Origin of the sequence: Sphingomonas sp. Leaf231, assembly GCF_001421995.1 — a bacterium.
In the GTDB taxonomy this organism is placed as follows: domain Bacteria; phylum Pseudomonadota; class Alphaproteobacteria; order Sphingomonadales; family Sphingomonadaceae; genus Sphingomonas.
Genome location: NZ_LMLS01000003.1, coordinates 138,471 through 152,166 on the forward strand (window position 1 = coordinate 138,471; position 13,696 = coordinate 152,166).

General features: G+C 67.3%; 14 protein-coding genes. 10 read left to right on the forward strand and 4 right to left on the reverse strand.

Annotation, left to right across the window (positions count from 1 at the left end; translation table 11 throughout):
- Positions 1–88: 88 nt before the first annotated feature.
- From ASE95_RS11935 to ASE95_RS11960, 7 genes are all read left to right on the forward strand, one after another.
- Positions 89–658 carry an HNH endonuclease gene (locus ASE95_RS11935; protein ID WP_056636464.1) on the forward strand — a complete coding sequence of 190 codons (570 nt, stop codon included), beginning with the start codon at positions 89–91 and terminating at the stop codon, positions 656–658.
- Positions 659–685: 27 nt separating this feature from the next.
- Positions 686–1,123, forward strand: a complete 438-nt coding sequence (locus tag ASE95_RS11940) for a hypothetical protein (protein WP_162234686.1) — start codon at positions 686–688, stop codon at positions 1,121–1,123.
- A 116-nt stretch (positions 1,124–1,239) separates the two neighbouring features.
- Complete coding sequence (gene ppc / locus ASE95_RS11945; protein ID WP_056636468.1) at positions 1,240–3,912, forward strand: phosphoenolpyruvate carboxylase; 2,673 nt, start codon at positions 1,240–1,242, stop codon at positions 3,910–3,912.
- A 133-nt stretch (positions 3,913–4,045) separates the two neighbouring features.
- Entirely contained in the window at positions 4,046–4,216 is a 171-nt protein-coding gene (locus ASE95_RS18055) for a hypothetical protein (RefSeq protein ID WP_200918816.1), read from the forward strand.
- A complete protein-coding gene (locus ASE95_RS11950) occupies positions 4,213–4,473 on the forward strand; it encodes a hypothetical protein (RefSeq protein WP_056636470.1) in 261 nt (86 codons plus the stop codon). Before ASE95_RS18055 ends, ASE95_RS11950 begins: the two co-directional genes overlap by 4 nt.
- A complete protein-coding gene (locus tag ASE95_RS11955) occupies positions 4,470–5,045 on the forward strand; it encodes a hypothetical protein (RefSeq protein WP_056636472.1) in 576 nt (191 codons plus the stop codon). Before ASE95_RS11950 ends, ASE95_RS11955 begins: the two co-directional genes overlap by 4 nt.
- The gene (locus ASE95_RS11960) at positions 5,026–5,226 is read left to right on the forward strand and encodes a hypothetical protein (protein WP_056636474.1); all 201 of its coding nucleotides are present in this window, start codon (positions 5,026–5,028) and stop codon (positions 5,224–5,226) included. The genes ASE95_RS11955 and ASE95_RS11960 overlap by 20 nt, the downstream gene beginning before the upstream one ends.
- A 95-nt stretch (positions 5,227–5,321) precedes the next feature.
- Here the strand turns inward: ASE95_RS11960 and pepN are convergent, their stop codons facing one another.
- A complete protein-coding gene (gene pepN, locus ASE95_RS11965; protein WP_056636477.1) occupies positions 5,322–7,919 on the reverse strand; it encodes an aminopeptidase N in 2,598 nt (865 codons plus the stop codon).
- A gap of 126 nt (positions 7,920–8,045) precedes the next feature.
- On the opposite strand from pepN, the gene ASE95_RS11970 reads away from it, so the two are divergent.
- The gene (locus tag ASE95_RS11970; RefSeq protein WP_082450109.1) at positions 8,046–9,734 is read left to right on the forward strand and encodes a M28 family peptidase; all 1,689 of its coding nucleotides are present in this window, start codon (positions 8,046–8,048) and stop codon (positions 9,732–9,734) included.
- Positions 9,735–9,818: 84 nt separating this feature from the next.
- A complete protein-coding gene (locus ASE95_RS11975; protein WP_056636479.1) occupies positions 9,819–10,415 on the forward strand; it encodes a hypothetical protein in 597 nt (198 codons plus the stop codon).
- A gap of 162 nt (positions 10,416–10,577) precedes the next feature.
- Here ASE95_RS11975 and ASE95_RS17715 read toward each other — a convergent pair whose 3' ends face one another.
- From ASE95_RS17715 to ASE95_RS11985, 3 genes are all read right to left on the reverse strand, one after another.
- On the reverse strand, positions 10,578–10,742 hold the full coding sequence (locus ASE95_RS17715; RefSeq protein ID WP_156348019.1) for a hypothetical protein: 165 nt from the start codon (positions 10,740–10,742) through the stop codon (positions 10,578–10,580).
- A 20-nt stretch (positions 10,743–10,762) separates the two neighbouring features.
- Positions 10,763–12,064 carry a UDP-glucose dehydrogenase family protein gene (locus ASE95_RS11980; RefSeq protein WP_056636481.1) on the reverse strand — a complete coding sequence of 434 codons (1,302 nt, stop codon included), beginning with the start codon at positions 12,062–12,064 and terminating at the stop codon, positions 10,763–10,765.
- A gap of 83 nt (positions 12,065–12,147) precedes the next feature.
- The gene (locus tag ASE95_RS11985; RefSeq protein WP_056636483.1) at positions 12,148–12,540 is read right to left on the reverse strand and encodes a hypothetical protein; all 393 of its coding nucleotides are present in this window, start codon (positions 12,538–12,540) and stop codon (positions 12,148–12,150) included.
- 84 nt (positions 12,541–12,624) lie between these two features.
- On the opposite strand from ASE95_RS11985, the gene ASE95_RS11990 reads away from it, so the two are divergent.
- Positions 12,625–13,695, forward strand: a complete 1,071-nt coding sequence (locus ASE95_RS11990) for a polysaccharide pyruvyl transferase family protein (protein ID WP_056636485.1) — start codon at positions 12,625–12,627, stop codon at positions 13,693–13,695.
- The last annotated feature ends 1 nt before the right edge of the window (position 13,696 follow it).

Here is a 13,696-nt window from a genome sequence, read left to right on the forward strand (position 1 = left end):
CCGTACCGCCGTCCTGTCATCATGGCGTCATGCCACGGCGCGAAAGCACGCGGCACGATGAGTTAAGGTTCAAGGAGGACGTCCCGACGTGTTCCATCCCGACCTGATGCGGCATCCGGACTCGTGTCCGACGCTGGTGCTCAATGCCGATTACACGCCGCTATCCTATTATCCGCTCAGCATCTGGCCGTGGCAGACCGCGATCAAGGCGGTATTCCTGGAGCGGGTCGACATCGTCGCGCATTACGAGCGGGAGGTGCACAGCCCGACGCGTACGATGCAGCTGCCGTCGGTCATCGCGCTGCGGCAATTCGTCCGGCCCTCCCAATTCCCCGCCTTCACGCGGTTCAACCTGTTCCTGCGTGACGCTTTCGCGTGCCAATATTGCGGCAGCCATGCGCGCGATCTGACGTTCGATCACGTCGTGCCGCGCGCGCAGGGCGGTAGAACCTTGTGGGAAAACGTTGTTACCGCCTGTGCGCCGTGCAATCTGAAAAAGGGCGGGCGTACCCCGAAGCAGGCGGCGATGCCGCTGCGGATCGATCCGATCCGTCCCACCAGCTGGCAGTTGCAGGAACATGGTCGTCGCTTTCCGCCCAATTATCTGCATGAGACGTGGCACGACTGGCTATATTGGGATGTAGAGCTGGACGCGTAGCATTCGGGAGCCGGGACGGACATGCAGGTGAAGATAGTGGGTGCCGCGGCATTTGCGGGCGCGTTGATGCTTGCGGGATGTTCTGGCGGCGAAAAGGAACCGAGTGCCGAGCAGCAGGCAGCGTTGACCAATTACGTGCCGCCGTTCGTCATGTCGCGGCTCGACTTCGGTGGCGTGGTGGAACGGCGTTTTCGCCGGCTGGACGTCAACAACGACGACCGGCTGTCCCGCAACGAAGTCACCAAACGGCTGGCTGCGCGCTTCGACGAAATCGATCGCAACAAGGATGGGGCGATCTCCAACGAGGAGGGTAGCACGTGGATGATGGCGCGCTTCGATGCGCAGGACATCAACCACGACGGCATCGTCACCAGCGACGAACGCGAGCGCGCGCGCGAACTGAAGGACGCCGACCTGCCCACCCCGGCCGAGGAGCCGGCGAAGGCATCCGGCACGCCGAAGTAAGCGCCGCCAGCCACTTGCGTGCGGCGCCCGCGCAGGTGACCTGATCGACCGCAATGCGGGCCCGGACCGTGGCTTACCCCATTGACCCGGCTCGTACCGCGGCGCAGCAATAGCGTATGAGCACGCTGCCCCCGATCACGAACAATCCCGATGTCCGCTATCTCGGCCGCGTGCTGGGCGACGTCATTCGCGCTTACGGAGGGGAGGCGTTGTTCGAGCGGACCGAGGCGATCCGTTCCGCTTCGGTCGAGCGGCATCGTGGCAATCACCAGGCATCGCCCGATGCGGAACTGGGCGCACTCGATCTGGACGAGACGCTCGATTTCGTGCGCGGCTTCATGCTGTTCTCGATGCTCGCCAATCTTGCCGAAGACCGACAGGGTATCGCCGCGGAGGAGGGCGCGGACGTCGCCGCGGCGCTGGCGCGCCTGGAGGCTGCCGGGGTCGGGCACGATCGTGTGCGCACGCTGCTCGAACAGGCGCTGGTCGCTCCGGTGCTGACCGCGCATCCCACCGAGGTGCGGCGCAAGAGCATGATCGATCACCGCAATCGCATCGCGCAGTTGATGGCGTTGCGCGATCGCGGGGTGGAGACGACGCCGGACGGCGATCTGGTCGACGAAGCGATCGTGCGGCAGGTCGCGCTGTTGTGGCAGACCCGCGTGCTGCGACGCGAGCGGCTGTACGTCGTCGACGAGGTGGAGACGGCGCTCAGCTATCTGCGCGACGTGTTCCTGCCGGTCATCCCGGCGCTGTACCAGCGCTGGGATCGCGCGATGGGCGGGCGAGTCCCGGCGTTCCTGCGGCCGGGCAGCTGGATCGGCGGCGATCGCGACGGCAACCCGTTCGTCACCGCCGGTTCGTTGCGTAGCGCCCTGTCGCGCGCCGCTCAGGCGGTGCTCGGCTTCTACCTCGAACAATTGCATGCGATGGGCGCGGAGCTGTCGATCTCCGCGCATCATGCCACGGTCGATGCCGGGGTGCTGGCATTGGCCGAGAAAAGCGGCGACACCGGCAAGACGCGCAGTGACGAGCCGTACCGCCGCGCGCTGGCCGGCATCTACGCGCGTACCGCCGCGACCTACCGTGAACTGACCGGGCAGCCGGCACCGCGTCCGGGCCACCTGACCGGCGAACCCTATGCCGATCCGGGTGCCCTGCGCGCCGACCTGATCGCGATCGCGCGGCCGTTGTCGGAGGGTGGCGATGGGCTGCTCGGCAGCGGCGGTGCGATCGGGCGGCTGATCCGTGCGGTCGACGTATTCGGTTTCCATCTCGCCACGCTCGACCTGCGGCAGAACAGCGCAGTGCACGAACGGGTCGTGGGCGAGATGCTGAGGGTCGCCGGCGTGTGCGCCGATTATGCCGCGCTCGACGAGGATTCGCGGGTCATGCTGCTGCGTCAGGAACTGGCGACGCCGCGCCCCTTGACGACGCGCTTCGCCGATTATTCGGAGGAGACCGCCGGCGAACTCGCGATCGTGCAGGCCGCCGCGAATGCGCACGCCACCTTCGGCCCCGCGGCGATCCGCCAATATATCGTCTCGATGACCAAGTCGGTGTCCGACCTGCTCGAAGTGCATTTGCTGCTCAAGGAAGTCGGTCTCTACCGCCCCGGCCCTCCGGCTGCGGCGACGGTCATGGCAGTACCCCTGTTCGAAACGATCGAGGACCTGGAAGCGGCGCCGGCGATCATGGCCGAATGGTTCGCGATTCCCGAAGTGCGGACGATCGCCACTGCGCGCGGCCATCAGGAAGTGATGATCGGCTATTCCGACAGCAACAAGGATGGCGGCTATCTCACGTCCACGTGGCAATTATCCAAGGCATCGACGGCGTTGAAGCCCGTGTTCGATGCGGCGGGCGTTGGGATGCAGTTGTTCCACGGGCGCGGCGGCGCAGTGGGGCGCGGCGGCGGCAGCAGCTTCGCGGCGATCCGCGCGCAACCGCCCGGCACGGTACAGGGCCGCATCCGCATCACCGAACAGGGCGAAGTGATCGCGGGCAAATACGGCACGCGCGAGAGCGCCGCGACCAACCTGGAGGCGATGGCGTCGGCAACCTTGCTCGCCAGCCTCGAACCGGAGGCGCTGTCGAACGGTGACAATGCGACGTTCGCCGCGGCGATGGACAAGCTCTCGGGCGACGCATTCCGCGCCTATCGCGGGCTGGTGTACGAGACCGAAGGTTTCCGCACCTTCTTCCGTCAGATGACGCCGATCGCGGAGATCGCCGGGCTGAAGATCGGCAGCCGTCCCGCCAGCCGCAAGCAATCCGACGCGATCGAGGATCTGCGCGCGATCCCTTGGGTGTTCAGCTGGGCGCAGGCGCGCGTGATGCTGCCGGGCTGGTACGGCGTCGGGCAGGCGATCGCCGCGTTCGAGGATCGTGCCCTGCTTCGCGACATGGCGCAGGGCTGGCCGTTGTTCGCCGCGACGCTGGCGAACATGGAGATGGTGCTGGCCAAGTCCGACATGGGTCTGGCCAGGCGCTACGCCGGGCTGGTCGAGGACGAAGGGTTGCGCGACCATGTCTTCGGGCGGATCAGTGATGGCTGGCAACAGACGCACGACGGGCTGCTCGACGTTACCGGACAGGCCCATCTGCTCGAACGTCATCGTGCGCTCGATGCGTCGATTCGCCTGCGGCTGCCCTATATCGAGCCGCTGAACCTGCTTCAGATCGAGCTGATGAAGCGCCACCGCGCCGGCGAGGCCGACGAGCGCGTGCGGGAGGGCATCCTGCTGTCGATCAATGCCATCGCCACCGCATTGCGTAACTCGGGCTGATGCGCGCTGAGCGGCAGGCACGTCATTAGGACATAACGTGTATCCATGTTACAAGATGTTATCGTCGGTAAACAGCCCCAAGCGCCGATGACTGAGAGCCCGTGCGCTCCCGCTTGTGATCAGGGAGCCGCTCATGGACCTCAATTATCTTTTCCATCGGCATCAGGTGTCGTTGATGATGTCCGCCGCTGCCGTCGGTCTGGAAGCACGTAGCGCGCATGCGCAACTGGCGCGGCGCTATGCCACCCGGATCGCCAGCGCGCAAAGCGACGGCGGCGTCCACAATCTGTTCGTCGCCGCATGAGCGAAGAGCAACCGCGCGCGACCCGCACGTTCCGCGCCGCGCGCGTCCGCTACGACCCGGCACGGGCCGAGCGGCAGGGCCGGGTGACGCGGCTGGCGATCGAGCGACTGGGCGCTTCGGCCGCCTTGCCGTTCCTCAACGCCGACCATGCGGATCTGGGCGCGCGTCCGCTTGATCTTGCCGGGGAGAGCGCCGAATCGTGCGCGCGGGTGGAGGCGTTGATCGCCGCGCTCGATCCGGCCGCCGCGGCGGCGTGACCCCCGGCGACGCGGCACCTCCGGCACCGGACGTCGATCCGCGCGACGCCGCTGCCGCGACGCTGGCGCGCGCCACGGCCTTCCTGCGTGCGCAGGCGCATCAATCGTGGCTCGATCAGCCTTGGTGCGATCGGCAGCGGATGGTTCGCTCGCGCGTGATCGGCAACTGGATCGGCGAACTCGACCGGTTGCTCCACGTCCTGCTCGACGCCGCGGCCGACCGCGCCGGTCATCCGGTCAGCACGCGACAGCGCAACACCGCCAACAAGCTGGTGACGTTCTGTGCGGAGGCGTCATGGGGCATGGCGCGACTGGACGGCATGGCCCGCGCGCGCGCCACGTTCCGCTATACGCAGGGTGCGGCACGGCGGGCCGACGTACGCGGCGGCAGTCACATGACGGTGGGCTGGTCCGGACCGGGCGGCGCATTACGCCGCTTCCGCATCGGAGAGCGGATACACTTGGGCGGCAACGCGTTGGTGGAAGTCTGCGATCTTTACGACGAATTGGCTGCGCAGGTTGTGCGTGCGCCGTTCGTGCAACGCAAGGGGCTTGGTCATCAAGGAATATGAACGCTTCGAGGCGATCGCCGCCCAGCATCGTCGTGACGGCAATGATGCCACGCTCGACAACGTACGCGAGCGCTGCCAGCGCTCGGAAGATGCGTGGCTTAAAATGGCGGCGCAGTCGCGTCGGACCGAATTGCGCCGCGAAGAGCGTGATCGCAAGACGGTGATGATGGCGGAGGCGTAACGCCTCTTCCGCCTCCGATCGTTCCATGCGGGCGGCGGCTGTTCCGCCGCCTGATGGTACATCGAGCGGCAAACGCCGGTTCGACCCTGCCGCGGTTATCCGTCCAGACTCTTCGACGCCTGTTCGAACAGATCCTTGCTGATGCCGGGGGTCGCCACGATTCTTTCCAGTTCGGCCCGCATCGCCGTGCCTCGAACCGCGTCGAACCGACGCCAGCGACCCAGCGGTGGCAGCAACCGCGCCGACGTCTGCGGGTTAAGTTTGTCCAGCGCCAGCAATTGTTCGGTCAGCCACCGATACCCCGCGCCACCCTCGGCATGGAAGGCGCGCTGGTTGACCGCGAACGCGCCCACCAGCGCACGGGCACGGTTGGGATTGGCGAGGCTGAAATCGGGATGCTCCGCCAGTTCGGCGACGCGCGCCGGCGTATCGTCGCGTGATGACAGTCCCTGTGTCTGGAACCATTTGTCGAGCACCAGCGGATTGCCGGCATAGCGGTTGTAGAACTGGTCCAGCGCGGCGTCGCGCTCCGCCGAATGGCCGTTGGCAAGTACCGCCAGCGCGCCTTGCCTATCGGTCATATTGTCCGCGTTCTCGAACTGCGTCCACGCCAGCGCCGCCGCATCCGCCGCGCCCGACGCCGCGATATAGCCGAGCGCGACACTACGCAGCCGCCGGATGCCCTTGTCCTCGGGTGTGTAGGCATAGGGGCGGAGCAGGGCGGGATCGCACGCCGCGCGCCAGCGGCCCTCAAGCCCACGGCCGAGCGCCCGGCGCAGCGTCTCGCGGGCGCGGAAGATCGCGTCGGGATCGACGACGCCCAACTGGTCGCCGATGAAATTCTCCGCGGGCAGCAATACCGCCTCGGCGACGAACGCGCGATCGAGCGACGGATCCTCGAGCGTATCCGCCACCGCCGCCACCACGGCGTGCGCATCGGCCTCGCCCTCCACCGCGGCGGCGATCAGCGTGTCGAGCATCAACTGCTGCATCGCCTCGTAGCGCGCGAACGCATCATCGTCGTGCCGCGCCAGGAACGCCAGATCGGCGGCGCTGCGGTCGCTCTCCACGATCACCGGGGCGGAGAAGCCACGGTTGAGCGACACGACGGGCCGCTCGGTGACCGTCTCGAAGGTTACGCTGGCACTGGCGTCTGACAGCACGACCAACTGCTCCTCGCCCAGCGGTTGCCCGGTTTCGCCTCCGAACAAGCGCACGCGCAGCGGCAGTACCTGCGGATGCTTGACCGGCTGCCCCGGCGTCGCCGGTACCTTTTGCGCCAGATTCAGCGTCGCGCGCCCGCTCCCTGCCTCGTGCAGCAACGTCGCCGAAACGCGCGGGGTGCCCGCCTGGCTATACCACAGCCGGAATTGCGTCAGGTCGATCCCGCCCGCTTCCTCCATGCTGGCGACGAAATCCTCGCAGGTGGCGGCGGTCCCGTCGAAGCGGTCGAAATACCGGTCGGTCGCGGTGCGGAATCGCTGCGGCCCCAGCATCGTCGCCATCATCCGGATCAGCTCGGCACCCTTGTTGTAGATCGTGGCGGTGTAGAAGTTGCTGATCTCGATATAGCTTTCCGGGCGTACCGGATGCGCCAGCGGGCCGGCATCCTCGGGGAATTGCGCGGCGCGCAACACACGCACGTCCTCGATCCGCCGCACCGCCGCCGACCCCTGATCGGCGGAGAACCCCTGGTCGCGGTAGACGGTGAAGCCTTCCTTCAGGCTCAGCTGGAACCAGTCGCGGCAGGTGATGCGATTGCCCGACCAGTTATGGAAATATTCGTGCGCGACGACCGCGGCGATCGCGTCGTAATCGTAATCGGTGGCAGTGTCGGGATCGGCAAGGATGTAGCGGCTGTTGAAGATATTCAGCCCCTTGTTCTCCATCGCACCGAAATTGAAGTCGTCGACCGCGACGATGTTGAACACGTCCAGATCGTATTCTCGGCCATAGACGCGCTCGTCCCACGCCATCGACAGCTTCAACGCGGCCAGCGCATGGTCGGTCTTGGGCAGGTCGACCGCCCGTACCCAGATGCCGAGCCGGACTTCGCGCCCCGACCGGGTGGTGAAGGAGTCGGCATTGACCGTCAGGTCGCCTGCGACCAGCGCGAACAGATAGGACGGCTTTGGCCATGGGTCGTGCCATTCCGCCCAGTGCGTCCCGTCGTCGTTATCGCCCGCGCCGACGGGATCGCCGTTGCCGAGCAGCACCGGGAAGCGCGCCTTGTCGGCGGTCATCCGCGTGCGATAGACCGACAGCACGTCGGGCCGGTCCGGGAACCAGGTGATCCGGCGGAAACCCTCGGCCTCGCATTGCGTGCACAGGTTGCCGCCCGAGGCGTACAGCCCCATCAGCTGCGTGTTGCGATCGGGCGCGATCTCCACCTCGGTCTCGACGACATGCGCATCGCCGGTCAGCAGGATGACCAGTTGTTCGCCCTCGATCCGCCAATCGTCGGTCGCGGCTCCGTCCACCCGCACCGACAGCGGTATCTGCCCGGCACCATCCAGCCGCAGCGGGGCGTCGTGCGCGCCGTTGCGCCGCACGTCCAGCCGCGCGGTGACCCGCGTCGCGATCGGATCGAGCGCGAAATCCAGCGCCACCTCCGGCACCGCCCAGGCGGGCGGCGCGTAATCTTCGCGCCGCGTGACGGCAGGAACGGCGAGGGTGGTGCGTGCATCGGCCATGGCGCAACTATACAAGTGCCGTCGCCGCGTTCCATCCGAAAGCGCGGCACGCAGCGAGATCGTCTCGACGGCAACCATTTGCGTGCCTAAGATGCGTGGTTCCTTCCCCCCTGTCCGGGCGTTTCCATGTACCGTTCCCTTGCGTTTCCGTTGCTTGCGGCGTGTGCCGCGAACGTCGCGGCCCAGACGCCGCCACCCCGCACTGCTTCGATCGCTTCCGCCGCGAAGGCGGATCTTGCGAAACGCAACGCCGCGCTGAACGCGCCGCTGCCCGCCGATCAGGCCGCGATGAAGGCGCACGTCATGTTTCTCGCGTCGGATGCGATGAAGGGCCGCGATGTCGGCACGCCGGAATATGACATCGCCGCGCATTACGTCGCCGCGCAATTCTACGCCGCCGGGCTGAAGCCGATGGGCGACGACGGCGGCTATCTCCAGGCGGTGCCGCTGACCGGCTACAAGGCCGACGGGCAGGGCCGCGTCGCCTGGACACCGGCCGGGGGCAGCGCGCAGCCGCTGGTGTTCGGCAAGGATTATGCACCCGCCGCCAACCCCGCGGCGAAGGCAACCAGCGTCAGCGCGCCGGTGGTGTTCGTCGGCTACGGTCTGGAAGCAGCGCAATATGGCGTGAACGATTATGCCGGTGTGGATGTGCGCGGCAAGATCGTCGCCTATGTCGGCGGCGTGCCCGCCGGCCTGCCCAGCGAGGTCGCCGCCACCTTCGGCAGCGCGGCCGCGCGACAGGCCGCCGCCGCGCAGCACGGCGCGGTCGGGGTGATCGCGATCGCCGACCTGCGCAAGGCAGGGCGCGGTGCCCCGTCCTTCGCCTCCGTCACCAAGGGGTATGCGGCGGAGCGGATCACCTGGGCGCTGCCCGACGGCACCGGCAGCACCGCGACCCCCGCGGTGCCGTTGCTCGGTACGCTGTCGAGCAGCGGCGCGGCCAAGGTTTTCGGCGCTCAGTGGCGCGCGCTCGCCAAGGCCGCGGCGCGCAAGACGCTGAAGGTTCGCCCGGTCGCCGCCGCAGGTACGCTGTCGGTCGCGACGACCACCGCTTTCCGGCCGATCGCCAGCAGCAACGTCGTCGGCATGATCCGCGGCAGCGACCCGGCGCTGTCTGCGCAGACGGTGGTCCTGTCCGCGCACCTCGACCATGTCGGGGTCGGCACGGCGGTGAACGGCGACACGATCTACAACGGCGCGCTCGATGACGGGATCGGCATCGCCAGCCTGATCGAGGAGGCCAGGCGCTTCAAGAACGCGCCCGCGCCGAAGCGCAGCATCATCTTCCTGGCGGTCACGGCCGAGGAAAAGGGTCTGGTCGGCAGCGACTATTTCGCCAACCATCCGCCGGTCCCGATCCGCGACATCGTCGCCGACGTGAACCTCGACATGCCGATCCTCACTTATCGGTTCGAGGATATGGTCGCGTTCGGCGGCGATCACTCCACGCTTGGTCCGATCATCGCGCGCGCGGTCGCCGGGATCGGCGTCGGCCTTTCGCCAGATCCGATGCCCGAACAGGCGATCTTCGTGCGCAGCGACCATTATCGCTTCGTTCAGAAGGGGGTGCCGTCGGTGTTCCTGTGGCCGGGCTACAAGGGGCCGGGCAAGAAGGCGGTCGAGACCTTCATGGAAAATTGCTACCACAAGCCCTGCGATGACCTGACCCAGCCGATCCTGTGGGATCAGGGCGTCCGCTTCGTCGATGCTAATTATCGCATCGCTCGCGAGATCGCCGACGCGCCGGAGCGTCCGATGTGGAACAAGGGCGATTACTTCGGCACCCTGTTCGGCGGGCCGATGCTGCCATAACGGCGCGCCCGCCTTGCCAAGCGCGGCGGGGCGGGCGATGGTGACGGGCGATCAAGGAGGACCGGCGATCGGGGGAGACGGGTCATGACGAACGGACGAAGTGACATCCTCCGTCGCACCACCATCGAGCTTGGCCCGCTCCGCATCACGCGTGAGTATCGCTGCGTGCCGCTGGACCCGAACTACCCATTTGCGGACGCGCCGCGCGCGCGTTCAGGTGGCGGCTGGCGGGCCGCCGCGGCGCTCGGCGTCGTGCTGGCGGTCAGTGCGGGGGGACTGTCGGTCGCCGCCACCCGCGCCCCGATGCCGCGTCCACCAGGCTATTCGATCAGCCTGCCGGTGCCCCAACACGCGATTGCGGCGGCCCGGCCGCTGTCGACGAAACGCGTGGTGGCGCCGGCAACGGCACCGGTTCCCGTCCGCTCCACGGTCGTAGCCCCGGCGGCGGCGCACGATCTGCCGGACGATACCGGCAGTCGCGCCGCCGCCATCGCCGCGGCGATGCGCAGTGGAGAAGTGCAGGAATGGTTTGAGGCGGCCGGGCAACTTCACGGCTTCGTCGTCGTCGGAGAGGCGAGTGCGGAGGGAACGCAGACCTGTCGTGCGCTGTCCGTCCTTACCCGTGCACCCGGCGGCGCGGACCGGGTCGATCAACGCCGCGCGTGCCTGCCGACCGGGTGAAGCCGGAGCGAGGGGACGACATCCACCACGGGGCCGGCTGCGTCGCGACGGATCGGCATCAAAGGCCCGGAACCGTAGCGCCTCGCGTGATCGTCACGCACCGTGCCGGCCTCAAGCCGGTGCGGAACCTGCGTAACCGCCGGAAAGTGGCGCCACCCGCAATCAATCGACATCCAGTACTTCACGACTGTCGGACTGCTCGCCGACGAAGATGATCCGTCCGTTCGTCATCGCGAGCGTGGCGGAGCAATGACGGCGTTTGTCGCGATCCGGCTGACTGGCGATCCGCCCCGGCACCGATACACGCCGGAATAGGGGAGCGGCCAAAACCGCCCCCCACCAGCCGATTACCGCCCGATGCTGGTGTAGCGGAAGCCCTGCGCCGCCACTTCGGCCGGCGTGTAGATGTTGCGCAGGTCGATCAGCACCGGCTCCTTCAGCAGCGACTTGACCCGCGGCAGATCCAGCGCGCGGAACTCGTCCCACTCGGTCACGATCGCCAGCGCATCGGCACCCTCGATCGCCTGATACGGGCCGTCGCAATATTCGATGTTCTCCAGCACCAGCTTGGCCTGCTCGGTGCCTTCGGGATCGAACGCCTTCACCTTGGCCCCGGCATCCTGCAATGCCTGGATCACCGCGATCGCGGGCGAATCGCGCATGTCGTCGGTGTTCGGCTTGAAGGTCAGGCCCAGCACCGCGATGGTCTTGCCGCGCACGTCGTCGCCCATCGCGTGGATGATCTTGCGCCCCATCGCGCGCTTGCGGTTGTCGTTGACCGCCACGACGGCCTCGACGATCCGCTGCGGCGCATCGTAATCCTGGCTGGTCTTCAGCAGCGCCAGCGTGTCCTTCGGGAAGCACGACCCGCCGTAACCGGGGCCGGCATGCAGGAACTTCGAACCGATGCGATTGTCCAGCCCGATGCCGCGGCTGACGTCCTTCACGTCGGCGCCGACCTTCTCGCACAGGTCCGCTATTTCGTTGATGAAGGTGATCTTGGTCGCCAGGAACGCGTTGCCGGCATATTTGATCAGCTCGGCGGTGCGGCGTGCGGTCACCAGGATCGGCGCGGCGTTCAGGTACAACGGGCGATAGACCTGCCGCATCACCTCGGTGGCGCGATCGTCCTCCGAGCCGATCACGATGCGGTCGGGGCGCTTGAAATCGTCGATCGCCGCGCCTTCGCGCAGGAATTCCGGGTTGGAGACGACGCCGAACTCGGCACCCGGCGCGGCCTCGCGAATGATCCGCTCCACCTCGTCGCCGGTGCCGACCGGCACGGTCGACTTGGTGACGATCACGCTATAGCCGGTCAGCGCTTCGCCGATCTCCTTGGCGGCGGCGAAGACGTAGGACAGATCGGCGTGGCCGTCGCCGCGGCGGGTGGGCGTGCCGACGCCGATGAAGATCGCATCGGCCCCCGCAACCGCTTCCTTCAGGTCGGTGGTGAACTTCAGCCGCCCGGCCGCGACGTTGCGCGCGACGAGGTCTTCGAGACCCGGCTCGTAGATCGGCATCTTGCCGGCCAGCAGCCGCTCGATCTTGCCGTTGTCCTTGTCGACGCAGATCACGTCATGGCCGAAGTCGGCGAAGCATGTGCCTGAAACCAGGCCCACATAGCCCGAGCCGATCATGGTAATGCGCAAGACGGTCGCTCCTTCGAATGGACCGCCAGGCGGCGGCAATCATCCCCGACCGCTACCGGCAAGCAGGCCATCAAGGCAAGCGTTCAGGTGGATGCAATCGGTGCACGCCTGCTTGCCGTCGACGAAACCGCACCGGTTCGGGACGGGGTCGCCGTCGCGATCGCACGACGCAACCGCCGGCGACGCCATGCCCCGACCGCAGTGATCGCCGCCGGCCACAACATCGTCAGCGCGAAGTCGGACAGCGTGTCGCCCCATGTCCATCGTGCGCCGGCGGCCAGCCAGTCCATCGCCTCGTTGCCGAGTTCCGCGGCCAGCACCACCTGCAGCGCCACGATCGCGCCGCGACCGGGCGGGGCAGCCGTCAGCACCGCCAGATAGATCGCCATCCCGACATGGACGTGGAGCAATGCCGCCGATCCCGCCTGCGCGACAATCAGGTCGATGATCGACTTGTAGAAGTGCACCAGATCCATGTGACCGGCCTAACACGGATAAGTTGCCAAAGCGTCATCGCTCGCCCGCCGGAACCCTGCCGCTTCCCGGCGATTGACGCCGCAATGAGCGAATCGTCCGCGCAGGTCGGCGTACTGACCTTTCACCGTTGCATCAATTATGGATCCTACTGGCAGGCGCGATGCCTGGTGGAGGGGCTGCGCGTCATGGGCCATGATGCGCATCTGCTCGACCACCACAGCCCGGCGGTGGTGCGCGCCGAATGGCGGTGCGCGCTGCAACCGACGCTGCCGGAGCGGACCCGACGCGAGGATCTTCGCGCCTACAAGGCCAAGGCGCGGCGGTTCGTCGACGCGATCGATCGCCTGCCGCGCTCGGCGGGATTCGCGCTCGACGATCCTGCGGCACTTCCCCCGTATCGCGCGATTGTCGTCGGCAGCGACGAGGTGTGGAACTTCCGCCATCCCTGGTATGCCAGCACGCCATTGTTCTTCGGCGAGGGGCTGCATCCTCAGCGCCTGGTGTCCTATGCCGCCAGCTTCGGTAACCACGATGCCGCCGACGGTATCGGTGGCGAATGGGCGGAGCGGTTGCGGCGGTTCACGGCGGTGTCGGTGCGCGACGCGAACGCAGAGGATCTCGTGCGGCAGGCACTCGGCGAAACACCGCCGCTGGTGCTCGACCCCGTCCTGCAATTCGCTGACCGCGTGCCGCGCGACGCCGTGGACGACGCGCCTTATGCCCTGATCTACGGGCATGGATTTCCCGAATGGCTGGCGCAGGCGCTGCGTCGCTGGAGCAAGCGGCACGGTATCCGGCTGCACAGCCTCGGCTACCGCAACGACTGGGCCGACGTGCAGGAGATCGATGCCGGGCCGGAGGCGTTCGCGGCGCGCGTTGCCGGGGCGAGTGCGCTGGTGACCAATTTCTTCCACGGTTGCGTGTTCGCATTGGTCAACGGCACTCCGTTCGTCACCGCGCCCTCGCCGTACCGCTTCAACAAGGTTCGCGATCTCGCCGCGGCGCTCGACGCCCGCCGCCACATCGTCGCGCCCGGGACGCCGGATGCGGAATATGATGCGCTGCTGACCGAGCCGCACGATCCGCGGATCGCCGCGCAGGTCACCCGCCTGCGCACCGCCTCGACCGATTTCCTGGCCGCCGCGCTTGGCTGAA